The following is a 24,795-nucleotide window of genomic DNA, read 5'->3' as shown; positions in this document are numbered from 1 at the left end:
GGGGTGGGGTGGGTGGGTTAGGCCAGTTCGACCAGTTCGAGGAGGTCGTCGCTCCAGGCGTCCTCGTCGCCGTCGGGGAGCAGGATGGCGCGGTCGGGCTTCAGCGCCATGACCGCGCCGGGGTCGTGGGTGACCAGCACGATCGCCCCCGGGTAGCGGGCGATGGCGTCGAGCACCTGCTCCCGGCTGACCGGGTCGAGGTTGTTCGTCGGCTCGTCGAGCAGCAGCACGTTCGCGCCGGAGCAGACCAGGGTGGCCAGCGCGAGCCGGGTCTTCTCGCCACCGGAGAGCACCCCGGCCGGCTTGTCCACGTCGTCGCCGGAGAACAGGAACGCCCCGAGGATCTTGCGCAGGTCGGTGTCGGTCTGCTCGATGGCGGCGCTGCGCATGTGCTCCAGCACCGTACGGTCCACGTCGAGCGTCTCGTGCTCCTGCGCGTAGTAGCCGAGCCGCAGGCCGTGACCGGCGTGCACCTCGCCGGTGTCCGGCTCCAGCAGGCCGCCGAGCATCCGCAGCAGGGTGGTCTTGCCGGCGCCGTTGAGCCCCAGGATGGCCACCCGCGAGCCCCGGTCGACCGCCACGTTCACGTCGGTGAAGATCTCCAACGAGCCGTACGACTTCGACAGGCCGGTCGCGGTGAGCGGGGTCTTGCCGCAGGGGGCCGGGTTCGGGAAGCGCACCTTCGCCACCCGGTCGGAGACGCGTACCTCCTCCAGGCCGGAGATGAGCTTCTCGGCCCGGCGGGCCATGTTCTGCGCGGCGACGGTCTTGGTGGCCTTGGCCCGCATCTTGTCGGCCTGCGCCATCAGCGCGCCGGCCTTCTTCTCGGCATTGGCCCGCTCCCGGCGGCGGCGCCGCTCGTCGGTCTCGCGGGCCTCCAGGTACGCCTTCCAGCCCAGGTTGTAGACGTCGACCACGGAGCGGGTGGCGTCGAGGAACCACACCTTGTTGACCACCGACTCCAGCAGCGAGCCGTCGTGGGAGATCACGATCAGGCCACCCTTGTGGTTGGCGAGGAAGCTGCGCAGCCAGGTGATCGAGTCGGCGTCGAGGTGGTTGGTCGGCTCGTCGAGCAGCAGGATGCCGCCGCCGTTCTCGCCGGCGTCGCGGAACAGGATCCGGGCCAGCTCGATGCGGCGGCGTTGACCGCCGGAGAGCGTGCCGATGGTCTGGGCCAGCGCCCGGTCCGGCAGGCCGAGGTTGGCGCAGATCCGGGCGGCCTCGGCCTCGGCCGCGTACCCGCCGAGGGAGGCGAACTGGTCCTCCAGCGCGCCGTAGCGACGGACCAGCCGGTCGTCGGCGCCGTCGGCGAGCTTGGTCTCGATCTCCTTCATCTGGGCCATCAGCACGTCCAGGCCCCGGGCGGAGAGCACCCGGTCGCGGCCGGTGACCTCGAGGTCGCCGGTGCGGGGGTCCTGCGGGAGGTAACCGATGGCGCTGCGGCGATCGAGCTGACCGGCGTACGGCTGGCCCTCGCCGGCGAGCACCTTCAGCGTGGTGGTCTTGCCGGCGCCGTTGCGGCCGACCAGGCCGATCCGGTCACCCGGCTGCACCCGCAGCGTGGTGTCGGACAGCAGGATGCGGGCGCCGGCGCGCAGCTCCAGGCCGGTGGCAGTGATCATGTCGAAGGACTCGCTCTCGGGGTCTGGAAGGGCTGACTCAGGGCACGCGAAAGCGCCGGCGAGCACGAGGCCCGTCGGCGCGGGGCGGTTCAGCCTTCGCAGAGCAGCACGGGCCCAAGTGTACCGGGCGCCGCCGGACCACCCCGCCGGATTACCGATCAAGATCATCGGGTACCGAATCGCCGTCCGGACCCGGTCCGGTACCGCAACCACCAAAACGGATCAAATCGGTGATCGGGGTAGACATGGAGCTGAACGAGAATGCGCGGGTCGACACCAGCCAGGTGGACGATCGGCGAGGATCCGGCGGGGGCGGCGGGCTGGGCGGCATACCCATCCCGATCGGCGGCGGTCGGGGCGGCATCGTCGGCCTCGTCATCGCCGTGCTCGTCGCGCTCGTCGGCGGCGGTTTCGGCCTGAACGCGGCCACCAGCGGCGGCGACGAGCCGCAGGGCGACAACTCGTCACTGGAGCAGAAGTGCGCGGCCGAGGACGCACTCCAGCAGCTCGACTGCCGCAACACGCTCTACGTCAACTCGATCCAGGCGTACTGGCAGAAGGCCCTGCCCGAGGCGTTCGGCGAGCAGTACCGCCCGTCGAAGACGGTGTTCTTCAGCCAGGGCGTCAACACCGCCTGCGGACAGGCCGACTCCGGCGTCGGCCCGTTCTACTGCCCCGCCGACGACCAGGTCTACATCGACCTCACCTTCTACCAGGTGCTCGCCCAGCAGCTCGGCGCCTCCGGCGAGTTCGCCCAGCCGTACGTGCTCGCCCACGAGTACGGCCACCACGTGCAGGACCTGCTCGGCACCGAGGCCCAGATGCGCCGCCAGCAGCAGCGCGACCCGGACAACGCCAACCAGCTCTCGGTGAAGCTGGAGTTGCAGGCCGACTGCTACGCGGGCGCGTGGGCGAAGAACGCCACCGGCACCGCCGACGCGAGCGGCCAGAAGATCTTCACCAGCATCAGCGAGCAGGACATCCAGCAGGCCGTTGACGCCGCCGAGAAGATCGGCGACGACGCCATCTCGAAGCGGGCCAACCGGCCGGTGAACCAGGATGAGTTCACCCACGGTTCCTCCGCCCAGCGCAAGGAGTGGTTCACCCGGGGCTACGACACCGGCGACCCGAAGTCCTGCGACACCTTCCGCGGCAGCCTCTGAGCACCGGACCGGAGACCGCCCCTCGGCGGCCGGCGGGCCTTGCCTGCCGGCCGCCGTCGTGTGTGAGGTCGACCGGGTCGGCGATGGCCGTCGGCGTCGCTCCCGACGCGGTCGCCGCTCAGGACGGGGCGGGCTCACGCACCAGGATTCGGACCGCCCGGGCCGCCGCGATCGCGCCGACCAGCACGGCGTGCCGGGGCTCGGGCACGTCCAGCAGCCGCTCCGCGCGCAGCGCCGCCAGCGGGGCGAGGCGCCGGTCGGCGAGCACGGTGTCCACCGCCCGCCGGTCGCCGCCGCAGACCACCGCGCGCAACGACGGCGCCTCCGGCAGCAGCAGCCGTACGGCCAGGTCGGCCGCGTCGCCCAGCGCCGCCTTCGCCTGGTTGTCGCGCCGCCGGGCGAAGCGCTGCTGGGACCAGCCCCCGGCGGCGGTGCGCCCCTGCACGTAGCGGGTGTCCACCTTGGAGACGACCAGCTCCTCCCCCGCCGCGACGCCCACCGCCACCGCGCCCTTGCGGGCGAGCAGCAGCCCGATCCGGCGCGGCGCGGTCGCGGCGGCCACGAAGCCGGGCAGGTCCGGGGTGGCCGGCGCGCCGGGCGGGGCGTGCAGCTCGGCGGTCGCGCCGTCCGGGGCGGCGAGCAGCAGCCCGTACGCCTCGACGGTGGTGGTGGGCGGGCCGTGCCGGTCGGCGAAGCCCTCGACCCACCGGGCGACCCGAGCGGGATCCACCTCGACCCAGCGGCCGCCTCCGGCGGCCGGTCGGCTGCTCATATGCCCGAACCTACGGCACGTCGACGCCGGCTGACCGCCGTGGGTGGGTGGACGCGCGGCGGCGGGCCGCCGCCCCCGCCGGGCGGCAGGCCACCGACCCGGACCCAGCCGGGCAGCGACGGCAGCACCAGCCCGAGCCGGGCAGCGGACGACCGGCTCGGCTAGCCGGACAGCAGCATCGCCACGGCCAGTGCGGCGATGATGGCGCTGGAGAGCAGCGCGGTCACGAGCCGACCGCGCGGGCCGGTGAGTACCCGGCCGACCAGGGAGCCCCCGCCGGCGATCAACAGCTGCCAGCTCGCCGAGGCGACGAACGCGCCGAGCACGAAGAGACCGGCGGCGAGCGGATCCGGCCCGGCGCGGTCCGTGCGGCCCAGTACGAGCGCGGCGAAGTAGACCACGGTCGCGGGGTTCAGCAGGGTCAACGCGAGCACCCCGGCGAAGGCGCGCACCGGGGTGTCCATGCCCCGGCGGACACCGGCGGCCCCGGTCGCGACGCGGGGACGCAGCGCGCGCCAGGCGCCGTGACCGGCGAGGGCGAGCAGCACCAGTGCGGCGGACAGCCGCAGCGGCCCGGCGACCGGAGCGATCAGCCCGGCGACGGCGGCCCCGCCGAGGGCCGCCACGGCGGCGTAGAGCCCGTCGGCGGTGGCCACCCCGAACGCGGCGGCGGCACCGACCCGGAACGAGGTGCGGGCGCTGAGCCCGAGGATGAGGACCGCGATCGCGCCGACCGGGATGGCTACGCCGTAGCCGGCGACCAGGCCGGCCAGGAACGCGCCGGTCACGACGGTCGGTGGCGGATCGGGACGCGGCCGGACGCGGTCCGCTGTCGCCACGCGGCGGCGACGACGGGTACGGTCCTCGGCGGGTACGTCTCGATCACCCGCTCATCCTCGGCCCCGCCTGCCGCCCCGCGCCACCGGATTCCCGCCGCCGGGACGACAGCTCCCGCAGCCAGGTCGACGCCGGCGACCGGGGGCGGGTGGGAACGGGCGAGCGCGCCGCCCCTTGAGGGGCGACGCGCTCGTCGAGAAACGGGTCAGACGTTGAAGCCGAGGGAGCGGAGCTGGTCGCGCCCCTCGTCGGTGATCTTGTCCGGCCCCCACGGCGGGAGCCACACCCAGTTGATCCGGATGTCGTCGACCAGGCCGCCGCCCGGTCCGGTGGTCAGCGCCTGCCGGGCCTGGTCCTCGATCACGTCGGTCAGCGGGCACGCCGCCGAGGTCAGCGTCATGTCCAGGGTGGCGACGTTGTCGTCGCCGACGTGCACGCCGTACACCAGGCCGAGGTCGACCACGTTGATGCCCAGCTCGGGGTCGACGACGTCCTTCATCGCCTCCTCGACGTCGGCGACGGCGGCCTTGCCCTTGGCCGCCGACGCGGCGGCCGGCGCCCCGTCCGTGGCCGGTGCGGCGGCCTCCGTGGCCGGAGCCGCCGGCACGGCCGCGCCCTCGGTCGCCGGGGTCGCCGCGGTGGCGGTGTCCTCGCTGCTCATGCCTCAACCTCCGTCGGGCTCACGCCCACACCGGCGCGTGCCGCGGCGTCCTTGAACGCCATCCACGGCAACAGCGCGCACTTGACCCGGGCGGGGTAGCGGGCGACGCCCGCGAACGCTACCCCGTCACCGAGCACGTCCTCGTCCGGCGTGACCTGGCCACGGCCGGACATCAACTCGACGAACGCCTCGTGCACCCGGAACGCGTCGCCCGCGTCCCGGCCCACCAGCAGCTCGTGCAGCACGCTCGCCGACGCCTGGCTGATGGAGCAGCCCATGCCGTCGTACGAGACGTCGTGCAGCACGTCGCCGTCGGTGGCCACCCGCACGGTGACCTCGTCACCGCAGGTCGGGTTGACGTGGTGCGCCTCGGCGACCCGGGCGCCCGAGGCGTCCGGATCGCGCAGGCCGCGACCGTGCGGGTGCTTGTAGTGGTCCAGGATGATCTCCTGGTAAAGAGATTCAAGCTGCATCAGGCTGAACTCCCGTCGATCCGCGGGCTCCCGCGTCGCCGCTCACTCGAACACCTTCCGCACCTGCTCCAGGCCCGCTACCAGGGCGTCGATCTCCTCGGTGGTGGTGTAGAGGTAGAACGAGGCCCGCGTCATGGCCGGCACGCCGAAGCGGGTGCACACCGGCTTGGCGCAGTGGTGGCCGACGCGCACCTGCACGCCGAGCGAGTCGAGCACCTGCCCGACGTCGTGCGGGTGGATGTCGCCGAGGGCGAACGAGATGGTGCCGCCCCGGCCCACCGGCACGGCCGGCCCGAAGATCCGCAGGCCGGGCACCGTGGCGAGGGCGTCCAGCGCGTACGCCGTCAGCTCCTTCTCGTGCCACTGGATGGCCCGCATCCCGATGCCGGCGAGGTAGTCGACGGCCGCACCGAGCGCGACCGCCTCGGCGATCGGCGGGGTGCCCGCCTCGAACCGGGCCGGCGGCGCGGCGAAGGTCGAGCGGGCCATGGTGACCGTCTCGATCATCGACCCGCCGCCCAGCACCGGCGGCATCGCCGCCAGCAGCTCGGTCCGGCCCCAGAGCACGCCGATGCCGGTCGGCCCGCACATCTTGTGCCCGGTGAAGACGATGAAGTCGGCGTCGTAGTCGACCACGTCCATCGGCATGTGCGGCACCGACTGGGAGCAGTCGAGCAGCAGCAGCGCGCCCACCTCGCGGACCCGCGCGGTGATCCGCGCGGTGGCGTTGACCGTGCCGAGGATGTTGGACGTGTGCACCAGCGAGACGATCTTCGTCCGCTCGGTGACCAGGTCCGCCAGCCCCGACTCGTCCAGCCGCCCCTGGTCGGTGACCGGGAACCAGCGCAGGGTCGCGCCGGTGCGCTCGCAGAGCAGCTGCCACGGCACGATGTTCGAGTGGTGCTCCATCTCGGAGATCACCACCTCGTCGCCGGGGCCGAGCCGGAAGCGGGGGTCGGCGTCGGGCCGCAGCGAGGCGTTGGAGAACGCGTACGCCACGATGTTGATCGCCTCGGTGGAGTTCTTGGTGAACACCACCTCGTCCACGCTCGGCGCGTTGATGAACGCGGCGATCTTCGCCCGCGCGCCCTCGTACGCCTCGGTGGCCTCGGTGCCCAGGGTGTGCACCGAGCGGGACACGTTGGCGTTGTGCATCGCGTAGTGCTCGCCGAGCACGTCGAGCACCTGCCGCGGCTTGTGCGAGGTGTTGGCGCTGTCGAGGTAGACCAGCCGGTGCCCGTTGACCTCCCGGTCGAGGATCGGGAAGTCGGCGCGCACCTTCGCCACGTCGTAACGCGGCACGTCGTCGTACTGCGGCATCCCCGACGGGATCGCGATGGAAGTCATGTCGACCGGCCCACCCATTCTTCCGAGAGGACTCAGGCCCGCGCCGCGCCGGCCCCGGCGGCGTAGCGCTCGTAGCCCTCTTCCTCGAGCTTGTCGGCCAGCTCCGGGCCGCCCTGCTCGACGATCCGGCCGGCGACGAAGACGTGCACGAAGTCCGGCTTGATGTAGCGCAGGATCCGGGTGTAGTGGGTGATCAGCAGCATCCCGGTGTCGCCGGTGTCGCGGACCCGGTTGACGCCCTCGCTGACCACGCGCAGCGCGTCCACGTCGAGGCCGGAGTCGGTCTCGTCGAGGATCGCGATCTTCGGCTTGAGCAGCTCCAGCTGCACGATCTCGTGCCGCTTCTTCTCGCCGCCGGAGAAGCCCTCGTTGACGTTGCGCTGGGCGAACGCCGGGTCCATCTGGAGGCGCTCCATGGCCCCGCGCAGCTCGCCGCCCCAGGTGCGCAGCTTGGGCGCCTGGCCGTCGATGGCGGTCTTGGCGGTACGCAGGAAGTTCGCCACCGAGACGCCGGGGACCTCGACCGGGTACTGCATGGCCAGGAAGAGGCCGGCGCGGGCGCGCTCGTCCACGGACAGGGCCAGCACGTCCTCGCCGTCGAGGGTCACCGAGCCGCCGGTGATCTCGTACTTGGGGTGGCCGGCGATCGAGTAGGCCAGGGTGGACTTGCCGGAGCCGTTCGGGCCCATGATCGCGTGGGTCTCACCCGAGCGGACGGTCAGGTCGACACCGGCCAGGATCGGCTTGAGCTCACCCTCGGGCAGCTTGACCGACACCTTCAGGTCGCGGATCTCCAGGGTGCTCATTATCGGGTCACTCCATTGCTCGGCGTGAGACTGACGTAGATGTCGCCGTCTCGGACTTCGACGGGATAGACGGGAACGGGTTCGGTGGCGGGCAGCCCGGTCGGCTCGCCGGTCCTCAGGTCGAAACGGGATCCGTGCAGCCAGCATTCCAGCGTGCAGCCCTCGACCTCCCCCTCGGAGAGGGCGACCGCGGCGTGCGAGCACTCGTCGTAGGCGGCGTAGAAGACGCCGTCCTCGCCGTGCACCAGCGCGATCGGGGTGCCGTCGACGTCCGCGCTGACCACGGTGCCCTTCGGCACGTCCTCGGTGGCGCAGAGGCGGATCATCAGGCACCGGCCTTGGTCGTGAGGTCTTCGCTCGCGAGTGCGGGGCTCGCAAGCTCACTCCTCCCGCTCGCCAGCCGGCGCTCGATGGCGTCGCCCAGGCGCTCCCGCAGCGACTCGACCGGGATCTTGTTGATCAGCTCGGCGAAGAAGCCGCGGACCACCAGGCGCCGCGCCTCGGCCTCCGGGATGCCCCGGGCCATCAGGTAGAACAGCTGCTCGTCGTCGAAGCGGCCGGTCGCGCTCGCGTGCCCGGCACCGGCGATCTCGCCGGTCTCGATCTCCAGATTGGGTACGGAGTCCGCCCGCGCGCCGTCGGTCAGCAGCAGGTTCCGGTTGATCTCGTACGTGTCGGTGCCGGTCGCCTCGGCGCGGATCAGCACGTCGCCCACCCAGACGGTGCGCGCGCTCTCGCCCTGCAGGGCGCCCCGGTAGCCGACGTAGCTGCGGCAGTCGGGCACGGTGTGGTCGACCAGCTGGCGGTGCTCCAGGTGCTGACCCGAGTCGGCGAAGTAGAGGCCGTACAGCTCGGCCTCGCCGCCCCGGTCGGTGTATTCCACCGAGGTGTACTGCCGGACCAGGTCGCCGCCGAGGGAGACCTGGACGTGCACCACCTTCGCGTCGCGGCCCAGCCGGACCTTCAGGTGCTGGGCCTGGACGGCGTCGTCGGCCCAGTCCGCGACGGTGACCAGGGTCAGCTTCGCCCCGTCGGCCACGGACACCTCGACGTTGTCGGCCAGCGTGGCCGAGCCGACGTGCTCCACCACCAGGGTCACCTCGGCGAACCGGCCCACCTCCACGAAGGTGTGCCCGAAGGCCAGGCCCTCGACGCCCTCGCCGACCACCCGCAGGCTCACCGGCTCGGCCACCACGGCGTCGCGGGCGACCTGGACCAGCAGCGCCTGGTCGGCCCCACCGTAGGCCAGCGCACTGACCCGGTCGACCGGGGTGAGCACGCTGCCCACCCGCGGGTCGTCGGAGCCGATCCGCCCGACGGTCACACCCTCGGGCAGGTCGCCGTGCTCGTGGCGGACCGCGCCGGTGGCGGCCGGCGACGCGCCGACCAGCCCGCGCAGCCGCTTGAGCGGGGTGAAGCGCCACTCCTCCTCCAGGCCGGTCAGGGCCGGGAAGTCGGCGACGTCGTACGAGCGGAGCGCCTGCGACTTGGTGCTGGGCGGCGCGGAAGCCTGGGTAGTCATCTCTTCCTTGGTCTGTTCTGCGACGACGGTGTCCTGAACTGGGGCGGCGGCGTCAGCCGACCGCGCCCTCCATCTGGAGCTCGATCAGGCGGTTGAGTTCCAGGGCGTACTCCATCGGGAGCTCCTTGGCGATCGGCTCGATGAAGCCGCGAACGATCATCGCCATCGCCTCGTCCTCGCTCAGGCCCCGGCTCATCAGGTAGAAGAGCTGGTCGTCGCTGATCTTGGAGACGGTCGCCTCGTGCCCCATCGACACGTCGTCCTCGCGGATGTCGACGTACGGGTAGGTGTCCGAGCGGGAGATGGTGTCGACCAGCAGCGCGTCGCACTTGACCGTGCTGCGGCTGCTGTGCGAGCCCTCCAGCACCTGGACCAGGCCCCGGTACGAGGTGCGGCCGCCGCCCCGGGCGATCGACTTGGAGATGATGGTCGAGGAGGTGTGCGGCGCGGCGTGCACCATCTTGGCGCCCGCGTCCTGGTGCTGCCCCTCGCCGGCCATGGCCACCGAGAGCACCTCGCCCTTGGCGTGCTCGCCGGTCATGTAGACCGCCGGGTACTTCATGGTGACCTTGGAGCCGATGTTGCCGTCGACCCACTCCATGGTCGCGCCCTCGTGGCAGACGGCGCGCTTGGTGACCAGGTTGTAGACGTTGTTCGACCAGTTCTGGATGGTCGTGTAGCGGCACCGGGCGTTCTTCTTGACGATGATCTCCACGACCGCGCTGTGCAGCGAGTCGGAGGAGTAGAGCGGCGCGGTGCAGCCCTCGACGTAGTGCACGTACGCGCCCTCGTCGACGATGATCAGCGTCCGCTCGAACTGGCCCATGTTCTCCGTGTTGATCCGGAAGTAGGCCTGCAACGGGATCTCCACGTGCACGCCCTTCGGCACGTAGATGAACGAGCCGCCGGACCACACGGAGGTGTTCAGCGCGGCGAACTTGTTGTCGCCGACCGGGATCACCGTGCCGAAGTACTCCTTGAAGACGTCCTCGTGCTCGCGCAGGGCGGTGTCGGTGTCCAGGAAGACGACACCCTGCTCCTCGAGGTCCTCACGGATCTTGTGGTAGACGACCTCGGACTCGTACTGCGCCGCGACGCCGGCGACCAGCCGCTGCTTCTCCGCCTCGGGGATGCCCAGCCGGTCGTAGGTGTTCTTGATGTCCTCGGGCAGGTCCTCCCAGCTGGTGGCCTGCTTCTCGGTGGACCGCACGAAGTACTTGATGTTGTCGAAGTCGATCCCCGTGAGGTCGGCGCCCCAGGCCGGCATCGGCTTGCGGCCGAACAGCCGCAGGCCCTTCAGCCGCAGGTCGAGCATCCAGGCCGGCTCGCTCTTCTTGGCCGAGATGTCCCGCACCACCGCCTCGTTGAGGCCGCGCTGGGCGACCGCCCCGGCGACGTCCGGGTCGGACCAGCCGTACTCGTAGCGACCCAGGGCGGCGAGCTGCTCTTCCTGCGTCAGGGGCTGGACGATCTGCTCGGTCATCTATCTGTCCTCACAGTGGTGACGGTCTTACCGGAACGGGCACGCCCCGGCTGGGTGGGAATGTGCGTGGTGCACACTCCGTCGCCGTGCGCGATGGTGGCCAGGCGCTGCACGTGGGTGCCGACCAGGCGGGAGATCACCGCGGTCTCGGCCTCGCACAGCTGGGGGAACTCGGCGGCCACGTGCGCCACCGGGCAGTGGTGCTGACAGAGCTGGCCACCGGTGGCGATCGTGGACGCGTTCGCAGCGTAACCCTCGGCGGTCAGCGCTCCGGCGAGTGCCTCGGCCCGCGCGAGCGGGTCGTCGCCGGCGTCCTCCATGGCGGCCCGGCAGCGGGTCTCCAGCGCGGCGACCTGATCGGTGGCGAACGCCTCGACCGCCGCGGCGCCGCCGTTGCGGGCGATCCAGCGCAGGGCGGCGGTGGCCATGTTGTCGTAGTGGTGGGTGCCGCAGCGGACCCGGGCGGCGTCGGTCAGCACGAAGACCTTCGCCGGCCGGCCCCGGCCGCGGTGGCCCCGGACGGTCTGCTCGCGGGCGACGACGTCGCCGTCGGCGAGCATCGCGTCGAGGTGCCGCCGGATCGCGGCCGGGCTGAGCCCGAGCGCCGAGCCGAGCTGCGCGGCGGTGGTCGCGCCCCGCTCCAGCAGCAGCTGGGTGACCCGGTCACGGGTGGAGAGATCCGCGACGGACGCGGACTGACCGGCGGCCGGGACGACCGCCGGCTGGTGCCCGGAGAGCGCCGCCGCGTTTTTCACAACGCCAACGTTACGTAATTCGTCCGGGGCCCGCAAACCCGGGTCCCGGTGATCCGAACCACCGCACGGACGGAGTCACCCGATCGGGCTCCACTACGGTGCGTAGGATTTGCGCCGTGAAGCGATCCGTCCGGTTCCCGGTCTCCACCGCCCTGCTGCGCCGTCTCGCGCTCGCCTCGATCATCGCGAACGTGGGCATCGTCGTCACCGGCGGGGCCGTCCGGCTCACCGGGTCCGGCCTCGGCTGCCCCACCTGGCCCCGGTGCACCGAGGAGTCGTACGTGACGACACCGGAGATGGGCATCTACGGAGTGATCGAGTTCGGCAACCGCCTGCTCACCTTCGCGGTCGGCTTCATCGCGCTGGCGGTGCTGCTGGCCGTGCTGTTGCACCTCCCCCGGCGCCGGGACCTGGTCCCGCTCGCGGTCGCCGTGCTCCTCGGCATCCCCGCGCAGGCGGTCATCGGCGGGATCACCGTGCTCACCGACCTCAACCCGTGGGTGGTGGGCCTGCACTTCCTCGCCTCGATGCTGGTGATCGCGGCCGCGTACGCGCTGTGGCGGCGGATCAAGGACCCGGTGGGCCCGGCGGAGGCCGTCGTGCCCGCCCCGCTGCGTACCCTCGCCGCGCTCACCACCGTGGTCAGCGCGGCGGTGCTGGTGATCGGCACCTGGGTGACCGGCAGCGGCCCGCACGCGGGCGACCACGGCGCCGCCCGCAACGGGCTCGACCCGGAGACGATCTCCCAGGTGCACGCCGACAGCGTCTTCCTGCTGATCGGCCTGTCCGTGGCGCTGGTCTTCGCCTTCCGCGCGGTCGGCGCGCAGCGGGCCGCGCGGGCCGCGCTGGTGCTCGTCGCCGTCGAGCTGGGCCAGGGCCTCATCGGGTTCGTGCAGTACTTCACGAACCTGCCGGCGCTGCTGGTGGGCGCGCACATGCTGGGCTCCTGCCTGGTGCTGCTGGCCACCCTGTCGGTGCAGTGGTCCACCCGCGAGCGCCGCCCGGTCGCGCCGTCGCCGACCCCGGACGCCGCCGACCGGGCCGTCCCCGTCGCCGCCTGACCGCGCCCCGGCCCGTCCGGCTGCGCACCTGAGCGCTCCCCCACCCGCCCCGACGGTCAGCCGGCGGCGCGGCCCAGGTGGGTCAGGACCGCGTCGGCCAGGCGGTCGGCGGCACCGTCGGCGTGGCCGAGGAACAGCGACGGCTCGGTCAGCTCCAGCTCCACCAGGACCGGCGCGCCGTCCGGGCCCGGGATGAGGTCCACCCGGGCGTAGAGCAGCCGTCCCGGCCCGCCGGGCACCGCCGCGAGAGCCCGCTCCGCCACCGCCAACTGCTCCGGGGTGGCGGTGCGGGCGGTGATCTCCTCGGGCCGGTACAGCGCGTCGGCGCCGAGGTCCGGGCCGGTCAGCATCGGACCCTTGCGGATGGCGTGGCTGAACGTCGGGCCGTCCGGCCCGGCCAGGAAGAGCAGCGCCGTCTCGCCGGCCGTGTCGACAGCCTCGAGGTACGGCTGCACCATGGTCAGCCGCCCGGCGTCCGACAGCCGCCGCACGTGCGCCACGGCCAGCTCCCGGTGGTGCGGATCGGCCAGGTCGTAGCGGCCGGTGTCCTGGCTGCCCGCGCTGACGGCCGGCTTGACGACGTACTCGCCGCGGGCGGCGGGCGGTCGCCAGTCCTCCCCCGGCGCGACCCAGGACGTCGGCACGGTGCGCACCCCGGCCGCGGACAACTCGGCCAGGTACCGCTTGTCGGTGTTCCAGCGCACCACGTCGGCCGGGTTGGCCAGGGCGGGGACCCGCGACGCCCAGGCGACGAACTCGTCGCGGCGCAGCGCGTAGTCCCAGGGCGAGCGGAGCACCGCCAGGTCGTACGCGGCCCAGTCGGCCGCCGGGTCGGCCCAGTCCACCGCCTCGGCGGTCACGCCGCGGCGCGCCAGCGGGTCGAGCAGCAGCCGGTCGTCGGGGTCGAGGTCGGGCAGGTCGGCACAGGTGACGAGAGCGACCCGGGGTTTCCCCCGGGTCGACTGGTGGTGATCGGTCAAGTTATGTCAACGGGCCATCGTGCGCCGGGCCATCGACCGCCAGAGGTCGTTGCTCGGACGCATCTGGTCCATCAGTTCACGCTCCCAGGCGTTCTCGACGGTGACTCCCGCCTTCGCGCAGGCCTGCCGCGCCACGACGGTGTCGTCGGCGAACTGGTCGCCCCACACCCCGTCCTCGCCCACGAGGACGATGCGCGCGCCACGCTTGCCGACGTACTCGATGACCGCCTTCGCCCCGCCGTGACCGGCGGCGAACGACTTGATGCCCGCGACCAGGCCCTGCGGGGTCTGCCCGGGGGTCTGCTCGGCCGTCAGCGTCGTATCGGAACCATCTGCCATGTCGGGAAGCGTAAGCAGACTTGCACCCGGGCGGGCGAGAACCATGAACCTTTTGTGATGCCAATTACCCGCAGGTTTAAGGAGAACCACAGGCGGAATGACCGGTCTTGTCCGGACTTATCCCACCAAAAGGTGGTCCCGAACCGGGCCGGCCCGGGCCATCCGAGCGGTTCTGGAACCATACCGGCGGCGTCACCGATGTGACAAGAAACCCGGACAAGCCATGCACGATGATGATTTGCCGGTACGGCCTCCGGGCCGCCGGGACCGGCGGGACGGACCAGGCCGGGACCCGGCCGGGCGCGGCGGCCCGCCGGAGCGGCGGGCGCGGCCCGGTGTCAGATCAGCGCGTCGAGCGCGACGGCGGCGAAGAGGATGGTCAGGTAGGTCGTCGACCAGTGGAACAGCCGCATCGGCTTGACGGCCTGCCCCCGCGCCACCCGGCGGGCGAGCTTGTGCGCCTCCACCACGAAGATGGCGCCGACCACCACGGCGGGCACGCCGTAGATGAGGCTCATCCCCAGCGGCCACACGGCCAGCGAGGACGCCACGGTCAGCCAGGCGAAGCCGATGATCTCGGCGTTGACCCGCCGCGTGGAGGCCACCACCGGCAGCATCGGGATGCCGGCCCGGGCGTAGTCGTCCTTGTACTTCATCGCCAGCGGGTAGAAGTGCGGCATCTGCCAGAAGAAGACCACCGCGAAGAGCGCCCACGCGGCCGGGGAGAGCGTCCCGGTGACCGCCGCCCAGCCGATCAGCACCGGCGCCGCCCCGCAGGCCCCGCCCCAGAACGTGTTCGCCGTCGTGGTGCGCTTGAGCCAGAGGGTGTAGACGACGTCGTAGTAGACGATCGCGGCCAGCGTGAGCCCGGCGGCCAGCAGGTTGGTGAACGCCGCCATCATCGCGACCGACACCGTCGCCAGCACCAGCCCGAAGATCAACGCGTTACGCGGCGTCACGGTGTGCGTCGGCAACGGGCGGCGCTTGGTGCGCCGCATCAGCTGGTCGATGTCCCGGTCGATGTAGCAGTTGATGACGCTGGCCGCGCCCGCGGCGAGCGAGCCGCCGACCAGCACCACGGCCACCAACCAGAGCGACGGCATCCCGCCGTCCGCGAGCATCATCGCCGGCACCGTGGTGACGAGGAGCAGCTCCACGATCCGCGGCTTGGTCAGCGTCACGTAGGCCGCGACCACCGCGCGGACGTCCCGGCGGGCCACCGCCGACGCCTCCGCCGCAGTTCGCACCGGCGGCTGCCCGGCAGAGTTGCTGACGGGGCGCTCGGTGATCATGCTCACGGATTGCCACCTTCCGGCGTCGGCAGGGGAGGTCGGATCGGCCGGACCCGACTGGGGCCACACGCCGGACCACAGACTACGCGTCGTCGTTTTGGCTGCCCGGGCGACCCGACAACGGTGCGGGCCGTCACACCGTCGGGGCAGCACCGCGCACCGGCGCGGACCAGTACAGACCGGCATGCGGAGATCCCTGGGCGGACGTTTAGGACCGCTCGATAGGGTCATCACTGAGGGTTCCGCCCATCTGCCGAGGAGCACAACCATCGTGGCTGCCAACCGACCCGAGCACCCCGCACTCAACTGGTCCGACCTCGACCGCCGGGCCGTCGACACCGTCCGCGTGCTGGCCATGGACGCCGTGGAGAAATCCGGCAACGGCCACCCGGGCACCGCGATGAGTCTCGCGCCCGCGGCCTACCTGCTCTTCAACCGGGTCATGCGGCACAACCCGGCCGACCCGAACTGGCCCGGCCGGGACCGCTTCGTGCTCTCCGCGGGCCACTCCAGCCTCACCCTCTACATCCAGCTCTTCCTCTCCGGCTACCCGCTGGCCCTGGAGGACCTCAAGTCGCTGCGGCAGTGGGGCTCGCTGACCCCGGGCCACCCGGAGCACGGGCACACCCCCGGCGTGGAGACCACCACCGGGCCGCTCGGGCAGGGCCTCGGCAACGCGGTCGGCATGGCGATGGCGGCCCGCCGCGAGCGCGGCCTGTTCGACCCGGAGGCGGAGCCGGGCCGGTCGGTCTTCGACCACGACATCTGGTGCATCGCCTCGGACGGGGACATCGAGGAGGGCATCAGCCACGAGGCCAGCGCGCTCGCCGGGCACCAGCAGCTCGGCAACCTCACGGTGATCTACGACGACAACGAGATCTCGATCGAGGACGACACCCGCATCGCCAAGAGCGAGGACGTCGCGGCGCGCTACGAGGCGTACGGCTGGCACGTGCAGACCGTCGACTGGCGCGCCGGCGACGCCGACCAGGGCGACTACCACGAGGACGTGGAGGCCCTGCACCGGGCGCTGCTGGCGGCGAAGGCCGAGACCGCCCGCCCCTCGTTCATCGCGCTGCGCACCATCATCGGCTGGCCCGCGCCCAACAAGAAGAACACCGGCAAGATCCACGGTTCGGCGCTGGGCGCCGACGAGGTGGCGGCCACCAAGCAGCTGCTCGGCTTCGACCCGGCCCGCTCCTTCGAGGTCGACGAGGAGGTGCTCGGGCACGCCCGCACGGTGATGGAGCGCGGCGCGCAGGCCCAGCAGGAGTGGACCACGGCGTTCGACGGCTGGGCGAAGGCCAACGCGGAGCGCCGCGCACTCTACGACCGGATGGCCGGGCGGGTCCTGCCGACCGGCTGGACCGAGGCGCTGCCGGAGTTCCCGGCCGATGCCAAGGGCGTCGCCACCCGGGCGGCCTCCGGCAAGGTCCTGGAGGCGCTCGCCGGAGTGCTGCCGGAGCTGTGGGGCGGCTCGGCCGACCTGGCGGAGAGCAACAACACCACCATGAAGGGCGAGCCGTCCTTCGTCCCCGCCGTCCACGCCACCAAGGACTTCCCCGGCCACGAGTACGGCCGCACGCTGCACTTCGGCATCCGCGAGCACGCCATGGGCGCCATCCTCAACGGCATCGCGCTGCACGGCGGCACCCGCCCGTACGGCGGCACCTTCCTGGTCTTCAGCGACTACATGCGCCCGGCGGTACGGCTCGCCGCGCTGATGAAGCTGCCGGTGGTCTACGTCTGGACGCACGACTCGATCGGCCTCGGCGAGGACGGCCCGACGCACCAGCCGGTGGAGCACCTGACCGCGCTGCGCGCCATCCCCGGCCTGGACGTGGTCCGGCCGGCCGACGCCAACGAGACCGTGTGGGCCTGGCGGCAGGCTCTGGAGCACACCGACCGGCCGACCGCGCTGGCGCTGAGCCGGCAGACGCTGCCGACGCTGGACCGGTCGACCCTGGCCGGCGCCGAGGGCGTGGCCAAGGGCGGCTACGTGCTGGCCGAGGCGTCCAACAGCAAGCCGCAGGTCATCCTCGTCGGCACCGGCTCCGAGGTGCAGCTCTGCCTGACCGCCCGCGAGCGGCTGGAGGCCGACGGCACCCCGACCCGGGTCGTCTCGATGCCCTGCCAGGAGTGGTTCTTCGCGCAGGACGAGGCGTACCGGGAGTCGGTGCTGCCGCGCGGGGTAAAGGCACGGGTGAGCGTGGAGGCGGGCATCGCCATGTCGTGGCGCGGCATCGTCGGCGACTGCGGCGAGAGCGTCAGCCTGGAGCACTACGGCGCGAGTGCCCCGCACTCCGTGCTCTTCGAGCAGTTCGGATTCACCCCCGACCGGATCGTGGCCGCCGCGCACGCGGCACTGACCCGGATGGGCGACATCACCGGTTTCACCACCGGCAACTGAGGGGAGCGTGGACGGCATGACGGACAGGCTGAGTGAACTCACCGCCGCAGGCGTGGCGGTCTGGCTCGACGACCTTTCCCGGGTACGGCTGTCCTCCGGCGGGCTGGACCAGCTCCGCCGGGAGAAGCACGTGGCCGGGGTGACCACCAACCCGACGATCTTCGCCAAGGCGCTGAGCGACGCCGACGAGTACGACTGGCAGCTGCGCGACCTCGCCTCCCGTGGGGTGGAGGTCGAGGAGGCCGTACGCATGCTCACCACGTACGACGTGCGGTGGGCGTGCGACGTGATGCGCCCGTCGTACGAGGGCAGCGGCGGGGTCGACGGCCGGGTCTCCATCGAGGTGGACCCGCGGCTGGCCCACGAGACCGACAGGACCGTCGCCGAGGCCAAGGCGCTGTGGTGGCTGGTCGACCGGCCGAACCTCTTCATCAAGATCCCGGCCACCGAGGCCGGCCTGCCGGCGATCACCGCCACCCTGGCGGAGGGGATCAGCGTCAACGTCACGCTGATCTTCGGGCTGGACCGCTACTCGCAGGTGATGGAGGCGTTCCTGGCCGGCCTGGAGCAGGCGAAGGCGAACGGGCACGACCTGTCGAAGATCGGGTCGGTCGCGTCGTTCTTCGTCTCCCGCGTCGACAGCGAGGTCGACAAGCGGCTGGAGAAGCTCGGCTCCGACGAGGCCAAGGCGCTGCGCGGCAAGGCCGCCGTCGCCAACGCCAAGCTCGCGTACGAGCGCTACAGCGAGGTGTTCTCCTCGGACCGCTGGCAGGCCCTCGCCGACGCCGGCGCCCACCCGCAGCGGCCGCTGTGGGCCTCCACCTCGACCAAGAACCCGGACTACCGGGACGTCATCTACGTCGAGGAGCTGATCGCCCCCGGCACGGTCAACACCATGCCGGAGCCGGTCGTGCACGCGTACGCCGACCACGGCGAGACCCGCGGCGACACCATCACCGGTTCGTACGACGAGGCCCGCAAGGTCTTCGCGGACCTGGAGTCGGTCGGGATCGACATGGCCGACGTCATCGAGACCCTGGAGCGCGAGGGCGTGGAGAAGTTCGAGGCGAGCTGGCAGGAACTGCTCGACGGCGTCCGCAAGTCGCTGGCGGCCGCGGGCCGCGGCGCCGGCAACCCGAGCGACGCCGCGAAGGACAACGCGCAGGCCGCGCAGCAGGCGGGAGGAAACGCGTGAGCGACCTGCTCGCCGGGGCGGTCGAGGCCGCCGCCGGGCTCTCCGTGCACGGGGCCGACGCCGTCGACAAGTCGGCTCCCGCCTCCACCCGGGACGCGCTGGTGAACGCCGGCACGCCGGGCAAGCTGGCCGCGAAGGACCCGACCCTGTGGGGTCCGGACGCCGAGGCGGAGGCGAAGATCCGCCTCGGCTGGGTGGACACCCACCTGCGCAGCCGCGAGCTGCTCCCCCAGCTCGCCGAGCTGAAGGCGGAGCTGGCCGACCTGGACCACGTGGTGCTCGCCGGGATGGGCGGCTCGTCGCTGGCCCCCGAGGTCATCGCCCGTACCCTCGGCAAGCAGCTGACGGTGCTCGACACCACCGACCCGGGGCAGATCCGGGCGGCGCTGGCCGACCGGCTGGAGCGCACCGTGGTCGTGGTGGCCAGCAAGTCCGGTTCGACGGTCGAGACCGACAGCCACCGCCGGGCCTACTGGCAGGCGTTCCTCGACGCGGGGATGACCGAGGCGGAGGCCGGCCGGCACTTCGTCGTCGTCACCGACCCCGGCTCGCCGCTGGAGGCCACCGCCGCCGAGATGGGTGCCTTCACCGTACTCGCCGACCCGAACGTCGGCGGCCGGTATGCGGCACTGACCGCGTTCGGGCTGGTCCCGTCGGCGCTGGCCGGCGTCGAGGTGGCCGAGCTGCTCGACGAGGCGGAGGCGCTGGCGGCCTCCCTGGGCGGGGACCGCGACAACCCGGCCCTGGCGCTCGGCGCGGCCCTTGGGGCAGCGGCCACCATGGGCCGGGACAAGGTCGCTTTGATCTCCGACGGCACCGGCATCGAGGGCCTCGGCGACTGGGCCGAGCAGCTGATCGCCGAGTCCACCGGCAAGGCCGGGGTCGGCATCCTGCCGGTCGTCGTGGAGTCGCCGCAGAGTCCCGGCGCCGCCGGCGACGACGTGCTCACCGTGACCTACGGCGGCGCGCTGCCCGCCGGCGCCGTCCCCGGCGGCGGCGCCGACGCCGACGTGGCCGTCAACGGCCCGCTCGGCGCGCACTTCCTGGCCTGGGAGTACGCCACCGCGATCGCCGGCGTGGTGCTCGGCATCGACCCGTTCAACCAGCCCAACGTCACCGAGTCCAAGGAGAACACCAACCGCATCCTCGACTCCGGTCCGCCGGCGGAGACGCCGTCGTTCACCGAGGGCGCGATCGAGGTGTACGCGCCGCAGGGCGCCCCCGGCGACCTGGCCGGCGTGCTCCGCCAGCTCGTCGACGCGACGGGCGACGACGGCTACCTCGCGGTGATGGCGTACCTCGACCGGTTCGCCGACGCCGACGCGGCCCGGCTGCGGCCGCTGCTGGCCGGTGCCGCCGGCCGGCCGGTCACCTTCGGGTGGGGCCCGCGCTTCCTGCACTCCACCGGCCAGTACCACAAGGGCGGTCCGCAGGTCGGCAGCTACCTCCAGCTCACCGGCGCGGTCGTCGACGACCTGCCGGTGCCGGGCAGGCCCTACACCTTCGGGGAGCTGCAGGCGGCGCAGGCCACCGGCGACCGGCAGGCCCTGGCCGAGCGGAAGCGCCCCGTGGTCCGGCTGCACCTGACCGACCGGTCGGCGGGCGTGGCCCAGCTGCTCGATGCCGTCGGGGCGTTGCGGGCGTGACGATGAGGACCGTGGATGACGCGGAGCGAGGAGGCGGCGTGAACCCGCTGCGCGACCCGCAGGACCGCCGGCTGCCGAGGATCCCGGAGCCGTGCGCTCTGGTGATCTTCGGCGTCACCGGCGACCTGGCCCGCAAGAAGCTCCTGCCCGCCGTGTACGACCTGGCGAACCGGGGGCTGCTGCCCCCGGGCTTCGCCGTGCTCGGCTTCGCCCGCCGGGACTGGGGCGACGGGGACTTCGAGTCGCTCGCCCACGAGGCCGCCAAGAAGCACGCCCGCACTCCCTGGCGGGAGGAGGTGTGGGCGCGGCTGGTGGGCAACATCAAGTTCGTCGGCGGCTCGTTCGACGACGACGCCGCGTTCGACCACCTCTCCGAGATGCTGGACGAGCTGCGTCAGACGCACGGGATCCCGGGCAACGCCGCCTTCTACTTCTCCATCCCTCCGGCGGCGTTCCCCGTGGTCCTCAAGCAGTTGGCCCGCACCGGGATGGCCGACAACGCCAAGTCCGGCGGCTGGCGCCGGGTGGTGGTGGAGAAGCCGTTCGGGCACGACCTGCCTTCGGCGAAGGCGCTCAACGACCTGGTCGACGACGTCTTCACCCGCGAGGACGTCTTCCGCATCGACCACTACCTGGGCAAGGAGACCGTCCAGAACATCCTCGCCCTGCGGTTCGCCAACAACCTGTTCGAGCCGCTGTGGAACTCCAAGTACGTCGACTCCGTGCAGATCACCATGGCCGAGGACGTCGGCATCGGCACCCGCGCCGGCTTCTACGACTCGGCCGGCGCGGCCCGCGACGTGTTCCAGAACCACCTGCTCCAACTACTGGCGCTGGTGGCGATGGAGGAGCCGACGAGCTTCGACGCCGACGAGATCCGCACGGAGAAGCTCAAGGTGCTCCGGGCGATCACCCTGCCGAAGGACGTCGCCGAGGGCACCGTGCGCGGCCAGTACCTGCCCGGCTGGGTGGGGGGCGAGCGTGCCGTCGGGTACCTGGAGGAGGAGGGCGTCCCGGAGGACTCGACCACGGAGACCTACGTGGCCGTCCGGCTCGGCATCCAGAACCGCCGCTGGGCGGAGGTGCCGTTCTACATCCGGGCTGGCAAGCGGCTGCCGCGCCGCGTCACCGAGGTCGCCATCATGTTCAAGAGGGCGCCGCACCTGCCGTTCAACGAAGCCGACATGGAGTCGCTCGGCAACAACCAGCTCGTGATCCGGGTGCAGCCGGACGAGGGCGTCGTGCTCAAGTTCGGCTCCAAGGTGCCCGGCACCACGATGGAGGTCCGCGACATCGCGATGGACTTCCAGTACGGCGAGGCGTTCACCGAGGCCAGCCCCGAGGCGTACGAGCGGCTCGTGCTGGACGTGCTGATCGGCGACCGTACCCTCTTCCCGGACGCCGCCGAGGTCGAGCAGAGCTGGCAGGTGGTGGACCCGCTGGAGCGCGCGTGGGCGGACACGAAGCCGGAACCGTACCGGGCCGGCGAGTGGGGTCCCCGCGCCGCCGACGAGATGCTGGCCCGCGAGGGCCGGGCGTGGCGGCGGGCGTGAGCGCGAGGAGTGAGCCGGTTCTGCGAGCCCCGCAGTCGCGAACGAAGGCAGGCGCCGTGAGCGCGGCGAGTGAGCCGGTTCTGCGAGCCCCGCAGTCGCGAACGAAGGCAGGCGCCGTGACCGGGCGCAGCGAGCAGACCAGGAGGCTCCATTGATCGGCCTGTGGGACACCACCGGGAACGAGGTGGTCAAGGCGCTGGCCGCCGAGCGGCGCAGCGCGGGCGGGGTGGCCAGCGGCATGGCGCTCACCCTGATCGTGGTGGTGGACGAGAAGCGGGTCCGCGAGGCGGAGGCCGCGGCGACGATAGCGGCCGCCGCCCACCCCTGCCGGCTGCTGGTGGTGGTCCGCACCGACGTGGAGCGTGAGCGCAACCGGCTGGACGCGGAGATCGTCGTCGGCGGCCGGCTCGGCCCGTGCGAGGCGGTGGTCACCCGGATGTACGGGCGGCTCGCCCTGCACGCGGAGTCGGTGGTGATGCCGCTGCTGGTGCCGGACGTGCCGGTGGTGACGTGGTGGCACGGCGAGCCGCCGGCCGAGATCGCCACGGACTTCCTCGGCGTGGTGGCCGACCGGCGGATCACCGACTGCGCGCAGGCCGCCGACCCGATCGAGGCGATGCGCCAGCGGGCCCGGGACTACGCGCCCGGCGACACCGACCTGGCGTGGACCCGGATCACCCCGTGGCGCACGCTCGTGGCGGGGGCGTTCGACACCACCCAGGCCAAGGTGACCGAGGCGACCGTGGTGGGCCCGCCCACCGACCCGACCGCCGCCCTGATGCAGGGCTGGCTGGCCGCGCGGCTCGGCATCGAGCCGGTGTGGGAGCACACCGACGCGTCGCCGCGGATGCGGGAGGTGCAGCTGCGCTGCGCCAACGGCGACACGTTGACGCTGAGCCGGGACGACAGCGTGGCGACGTTCCGGCGTACCGGCCAGGAGGACCGGCAGCTGCCGCTCGTCCGTCGGCCGCTCGGCGACGAACTGGCCGAGGAGCTGCGCCGGCTCGACGCCGACCAGGTGTACGCGGAGGCGCTGGGCACGGCGGCCGGGCTGACCGGCCTCGACCAGCGCCCGCCGCAGCGGGTGCACGTCTGGAAGGACCCGGCCACGGCCCAGCGGGCCGAGGCGGGGGTCACCGCGCACGTGGGAACGAGCGCCGAGCACTGAGCGCCCGACTGCCCGGGGCACCACGGAGGACCGGCCGCGCGGCGGCCGGAGAAACGAAGGCACACAGATGAGTGAGGCGAGTGTCGCCGTCCACGCCGACGCCGACCTGCTGGCCCAGGCGGTGGCCGCCCGGTTGGTGGTCAAGCTGCTCGACGCGCAGGCCGAGCGGGGCCAGGCGTCGGTGGTGCTGACCGGCGGGCGGATAGCCGCGGCGGTGCACCGGGCGGTGGCGGCGTTACCGGCCCGCGACGCCGTGGACTGGTCCCGGGTGGACGTCTGGTGGGGCGACGAGCGTTTCCTGCCCGCCGGCGACCCCGAGCGCAACGAGACCCAGGCCCGCACCACGCTGCTGGACGCGGTGCCGCTGGACCCGGCCCGGGTCCACCCGATGCCGGCCTCCGACGGTCCGGCCGGGCCCGACCCGGAGGAGGCGGCGGCCCGCTACGCCGAGGAACTGGCCCGCGCGGCGCGGCCGGGACACGCCGCGCTCCCCCACTTCGACGTGCTGATGCTGGGCGTCGGCGAGGACGGGCACGTCGCCTCCGTCTTCCCCGAGCACCCGGTGCACCACGACAGCCGACCGGTCAGCGCGGTGCGGGGCAGCCCGAAGCCCCCGCCGGTGCGGACCACGCTGACCCTTCCGGCGATCAACACGGCCGAGGAGGTCTGGCTGGTGGCCGGCGGGGCCGACAAGGCACGGGCGGTCGGCATGGCGCTGGCCGGGGCGGGGCCGGTGCAACTGCCGGCGGCCGGCGTGCAGGGCACGGGCCGGACCCTCTGGCTGCTGGACCGGGCCGCGGCGGCCGACGTCCCGGCCCGCTTCCGCAGCCTGCGCTGAGGTGTAAGGAAGGGCCCCTTCTTAACGCTATGCGTTAAGAAGGGGCCCTTCCTTACACCCGCCTAGCCGGCGGGACGGCCCCGGCGGCGGCGCAGGGCGGCGAGGGCCTCGGCCAGGATGGCCTCGCCCTCCTCGGCGGTGCGCCGCTCCTTCACGTACGCCAGGTGGGTCTTGTAGGGCTCGGGCCGGACGCGGCCCGGCGGGTTCTGCGCGTCCTGGCCGGCGGGGAGGCCGCAACGCGGGCAGTCCCACACCTCCGGCACCTCGACCTCGGCGGCGAGCCGGATCGGGGTGTGGTGGTCGTTGCGGCACCAGTAGGTCACTGTCCGGCAGGGGGCCGGCTGGTGGCGTTCGGGCGCGGATCCGACCCGGGTGCCCGGGATGACGTTGCCGATGGGCACGGCTGCTCGCTCCTGTCGTCGGAGGGGAACCGCCGCGGAGGGGGCGGCGGGCGACGCGGTGCAGCGGGTGGAACGGCCTGCGCGCGGCCCGTCGACGACGGACCGCGCGCAGATTGTACGACTTGGCGGGATCAGACCGTGCCGCTGGCCATCTGGAGGCGGAGCCAGAGCCCCAGCCCGACGATGCAGGCGAACCAGACGATGCCCACCAGGACGGTGTAGCGGTCGAGGTTCTTCTCCGCCACCGAGGAACCGGCGAGGCTGGAGCTGACGCCACCGCCGAACATGCTCGACAACCCGCCGCCCTTACCGCGGTGCAGCAGGATCAGCATGGTCAACAGAACGCTCGTGATGACCAGCAACACGATCAACGTGTATGCGAACCAGATCGGCATGGCTGGGGTCAGTCCTCTCGTTACGATCCTCGCCCGGGCAGATCGGGCACGGTGGCACCGACCGACGGACGGGCGG

The 24,795-nt window shown here is 72.5% G+C and carries 24 protein-coding genes; 8 read left to right on the top strand and 16 right to left on the bottom strand.

The genetic code is table 11. The features are described from left to right. Positions 1–17: 17 nt before the first annotated feature. Positions 18–1,622: an ABC-F family ATP-binding cassette domain-containing protein gene (locus RM555_RS28600; protein WP_311414626.1), complete on the bottom strand. Its 1,605-nt coding sequence runs from the start codon at positions 1,620–1,622 to the stop codon at positions 18–20. Positions 1,623–1,867: 245 nt separating this feature from the next. Between RM555_RS28600 and ypfJ the strand changes: the two genes are divergently transcribed. Beyond that, positions 1,868–2,785 carry a KPN_02809 family neutral zinc metallopeptidase gene (ypfJ, locus tag RM555_RS28595; RefSeq protein WP_311414629.1) on the top strand — a complete coding sequence of 306 codons (918 nt, stop codon included), beginning with the start codon at positions 1,868–1,870 and terminating at the stop codon, positions 2,783–2,785. 118 nt (positions 2,786–2,903) lie between these two features. On the opposite strand, the gene RM555_RS28590 is transcribed toward ypfJ, so the two are convergent. The 10 genes from RM555_RS28590 to RM555_RS28545 form a co-directional block, all read right to left on the bottom strand. Next, positions 2,904–3,557, bottom strand: coding sequence for an acVLRF1 family peptidyl-tRNA hydrolase (locus tag RM555_RS28590; protein WP_311414625.1), 654 nt, complete (start codon positions 3,555–3,557; stop codon positions 2,904–2,906). 161 nt (positions 3,558–3,718) lie between these two features. Further along, a complete protein-coding gene (locus RM555_RS28585) occupies positions 3,719–4,345 on the bottom strand; it encodes a LysE family transporter (RefSeq protein WP_311414628.1) in 627 nt (208 codons plus the stop codon). Between the two features lie 254 nt (positions 4,346–4,599). Continuing rightward, on the bottom strand, positions 4,600–5,055 hold the full coding sequence (locus RM555_RS28580) for a metal-sulfur cluster assembly factor (RefSeq protein ID WP_311414624.1): 456 nt from the start codon (positions 5,053–5,055) through the stop codon (positions 4,600–4,602). Further along, positions 5,052–5,528, bottom strand: coding sequence for a Fe-S cluster assembly sulfur transfer protein SufU (sufU, locus tag RM555_RS28575; RefSeq protein WP_132240320.1), 477 nt, complete (start codon positions 5,526–5,528; stop codon positions 5,052–5,054). Before sufU ends, RM555_RS28580 begins: the two co-directional genes overlap by 4 nt. A gap of 42 nt (positions 5,529–5,570) precedes the next feature. Beyond that, entirely contained in the window at positions 5,571–6,875 is a 1,305-nt protein-coding gene (locus tag RM555_RS28570; protein WP_311414623.1) for a cysteine desulfurase, read from the bottom strand. A gap of 32 nt (positions 6,876–6,907) precedes the next feature. Next, positions 6,908–7,681, bottom strand: coding sequence for a Fe-S cluster assembly ATPase SufC (gene sufC, locus RM555_RS28565; protein ID WP_121400692.1), 774 nt, complete (start codon positions 7,679–7,681; stop codon positions 6,908–6,910). After that, on the bottom strand, positions 7,681–8,007 hold the full coding sequence (locus tag RM555_RS28560) for a non-heme iron oxygenase ferredoxin subunit (RefSeq protein WP_151453359.1): 327 nt from the start codon (positions 8,005–8,007) through the stop codon (positions 7,681–7,683). Before RM555_RS28560 ends, sufC begins: the two co-directional genes overlap by 1 nt. After that, positions 8,007–9,203 carry a Fe-S cluster assembly protein SufD gene (sufD, locus tag RM555_RS28555; RefSeq protein WP_311414622.1) on the bottom strand — a complete coding sequence of 399 codons (1,197 nt, stop codon included), beginning with the start codon at positions 9,201–9,203 and terminating at the stop codon, positions 8,007–8,009. The genes RM555_RS28560 and sufD overlap by 1 nt, the downstream gene beginning before the upstream one ends. 52 nt (positions 9,204–9,255) lie before the next feature. Continuing rightward, positions 9,256–10,686, bottom strand: a complete 1,431-nt coding sequence (gene sufB / locus RM555_RS28550; protein WP_311414621.1) for a Fe-S cluster assembly protein SufB — start codon at positions 10,684–10,686, stop codon at positions 9,256–9,258. Continuing rightward, complete coding sequence (locus RM555_RS28545) at positions 10,683–11,441, bottom strand: helix-turn-helix transcriptional regulator (RefSeq protein ID WP_311414620.1); 759 nt, start codon at positions 11,439–11,441, stop codon at positions 10,683–10,685. Before RM555_RS28545 ends, sufB begins: the two co-directional genes overlap by 4 nt. Before the next feature lie 98 nt (positions 11,442–11,539). Between RM555_RS28545 and RM555_RS28540 the strand changes: the two genes are divergently transcribed. Continuing rightward, positions 11,540–12,502 carry a COX15/CtaA family protein gene (locus RM555_RS28540; RefSeq protein ID WP_311414619.1) on the top strand — a complete coding sequence of 321 codons (963 nt, stop codon included), beginning with the start codon at positions 11,540–11,542 and terminating at the stop codon, positions 12,500–12,502. 56 nt (positions 12,503–12,558) lie between these two features. Here RM555_RS28540 and RM555_RS28535 read toward each other — a convergent pair whose 3' ends face one another. The 3 genes from RM555_RS28535 to RM555_RS28525 all read right to left on the bottom strand — a co-directional run bounded on the left by RM555_RS28535 (position 12,559) and on the right by RM555_RS28525 (position 15,119). After that, positions 12,559–13,482: an ATP-grasp domain-containing protein gene (locus tag RM555_RS28535; RefSeq protein ID WP_311414618.1), complete on the bottom strand. Its 924-nt coding sequence runs from the start codon at positions 13,480–13,482 to the stop codon at positions 12,559–12,561. 6 nt (positions 13,483–13,488) lie between these two features. Next, positions 13,489–13,821: a hypothetical protein gene (locus RM555_RS28530; RefSeq protein ID WP_311414617.1), complete on the bottom strand. Its 333-nt coding sequence runs from the start codon at positions 13,819–13,821 to the stop codon at positions 13,489–13,491. A 338-nt stretch (positions 13,822–14,159) separates the two neighbouring features. Continuing rightward, a complete protein-coding gene (locus RM555_RS28525; protein WP_311414616.1) occupies positions 14,160–15,119 on the bottom strand; it encodes a heme o synthase in 960 nt (319 codons plus the stop codon). Positions 15,120–15,384: 265 nt separating this feature from the next. On the opposite strand from RM555_RS28525, the gene tkt reads away from it, so the two are divergent. From tkt to pgl, 6 genes are all read left to right on the top strand, one after another. Continuing rightward, the gene (tkt, locus tag RM555_RS28520) at positions 15,385–17,523 is read left to right on the top strand and encodes a transketolase (RefSeq protein WP_311414615.1); all 2,139 of its coding nucleotides are present in this window, start codon (positions 15,385–15,387) and stop codon (positions 17,521–17,523) included. 16 nt (positions 17,524–17,539) lie between these two features. Then, positions 17,540–18,718, top strand: coding sequence for a transaldolase (gene tal / locus RM555_RS28515; RefSeq protein WP_311414614.1), 1,179 nt, complete (start codon positions 17,540–17,542; stop codon positions 18,716–18,718). Then, on the top strand, positions 18,715–20,364 hold the full coding sequence (locus RM555_RS28510) for a glucose-6-phosphate isomerase (RefSeq protein WP_311414613.1): 1,650 nt from the start codon (positions 18,715–18,717) through the stop codon (positions 20,362–20,364). Before tal ends, RM555_RS28510 begins: the two co-directional genes overlap by 4 nt. A gap of 2 nt (positions 20,365–20,366) precedes the next feature. Next, positions 20,367–21,917: a glucose-6-phosphate dehydrogenase gene (gene zwf / locus RM555_RS28505; RefSeq protein WP_311414612.1), complete on the top strand. Its 1,551-nt coding sequence runs from the start codon at positions 20,367–20,369 to the stop codon at positions 21,915–21,917. 151 nt (positions 21,918–22,068) lie between these two features. Further along, the gene (locus RM555_RS28500; RefSeq protein WP_311414611.1) at positions 22,069–23,085 is read left to right on the top strand and encodes a glucose-6-phosphate dehydrogenase assembly protein OpcA; all 1,017 of its coding nucleotides are present in this window, start codon (positions 22,069–22,071) and stop codon (positions 23,083–23,085) included. A 67-nt stretch (positions 23,086–23,152) separates the two neighbouring features. Next, positions 23,153–23,923, top strand: coding sequence for a 6-phosphogluconolactonase (gene pgl / locus RM555_RS28495; protein ID WP_311414610.1), 771 nt, complete (start codon positions 23,153–23,155; stop codon positions 23,921–23,923). 62 nt (positions 23,924–23,985) lie between these two features. On the opposite strand, the gene RM555_RS28490 is transcribed toward pgl, so the two are convergent. After that, positions 23,986–24,324, bottom strand: coding sequence for an RNA polymerase-binding protein RbpA (locus RM555_RS28490; protein ID WP_311414609.1), 339 nt, complete (start codon positions 24,322–24,324; stop codon positions 23,986–23,988). Positions 24,325–24,455: 131 nt separating this feature from the next. Further along, positions 24,456–24,719: a preprotein translocase subunit SecG gene (secG, locus tag RM555_RS28485; protein WP_088999360.1), complete on the bottom strand. Its 264-nt coding sequence runs from the start codon at positions 24,717–24,719 to the stop codon at positions 24,456–24,458. Positions 24,720–24,795 lie beyond the last annotated feature (76 nt).

It is taken from the genome of Micromonospora reichwaldensis (assembly GCF_031845925.1).
Classification (GTDB): Bacteria; Actinomycetota; Actinomycetes; order Mycobacteriales; family Micromonosporaceae; genus Micromonospora; species Micromonospora reichwaldensis.
The sequence above is the reverse complement of the archived record's forward strand: the minus strand, read 5'-3'. Positions and strand labels throughout refer to the sequence as shown.

Excerpts from the sequence above, each read along its gene's own strand:
- RM555_RS28600 (WP_311414626.1), bottom strand. The coding sequence starts at position 1,622 with ATGATCACTGCCACCGGCCTGGAGCTGCGCGCCGGCGCCCGCATCCTG.
- ypfJ (WP_311414629.1), top strand. The coding sequence starts at position 1,868 with ATGGAGCTGAACGAGAATGCGCGGGTCGACACCAGCCAGGTGGACGAT.
- RM555_RS28590 (WP_311414625.1), bottom strand. The coding sequence starts at position 3,557 with ATGAGCAGCCGACCGGCCGCCGGAGGCGGCCGCTGGGTCGAGGTGGAT.
- RM555_RS28580 (WP_311414624.1), bottom strand. The coding sequence starts at position 5,055 with ATGAGCAGCGAGGACACCGCCACCGCGGCGACCCCGGCGACCGAGGGC.
- sufU (WP_132240320.1), bottom strand. The coding sequence starts at position 5,528 with ATGCAGCTTGAATCTCTTTACCAGGAGATCATCCTGGACCACTACAAG.
- RM555_RS28570 (WP_311414623.1), bottom strand. The coding sequence starts at position 6,875 with ATGACTTCCATCGCGATCCCGTCGGGGATGCCGCAGTACGACGACGTG.
- sufC (WP_121400692.1), bottom strand. The coding sequence starts at position 7,681 with ATGAGCACCCTGGAGATCCGCGACCTGAAGGTGTCGGTCAAGCTGCCC.
- RM555_RS28560 (WP_151453359.1), bottom strand. The coding sequence starts at position 8,007 with ATGATCCGCCTCTGCGCCACCGAGGACGTGCCGAAGGGCACCGTGGTC.
- sufD (WP_311414622.1), bottom strand. The coding sequence starts at position 9,203 with ATGACTACCCAGGCTTCCGCGCCGCCCAGCACCAAGTCGCAGGCGCTC.
- sufB (WP_311414621.1), bottom strand. The coding sequence starts at position 10,686 with ATGACCGAGCAGATCGTCCAGCCCCTGACGCAGGAAGAGCAGCTCGCC.
- RM555_RS28530 (WP_311414617.1), bottom strand. The coding sequence starts at position 13,821 with ATGGCAGATGGTTCCGATACGACGCTGACGGCCGAGCAGACCCCCGGG.
- tal (WP_311414614.1), top strand. The coding sequence starts at position 17,540 with ATGACGGACAGGCTGAGTGAACTCACCGCCGCAGGCGTGGCGGTCTGG.
- zwf (WP_311414612.1), top strand. The coding sequence starts at position 20,367 with ATGAGGACCGTGGATGACGCGGAGCGAGGAGGCGGCGTGAACCCGCTG.
- pgl (WP_311414610.1), top strand. The coding sequence starts at position 23,153 with ATGAGTGAGGCGAGTGTCGCCGTCCACGCCGACGCCGACCTGCTGGCC.
- secG (WP_088999360.1), bottom strand. The coding sequence starts at position 24,719 with ATGCCGATCTGGTTCGCATACACGTTGATCGTGTTGCTGGTCATCACG.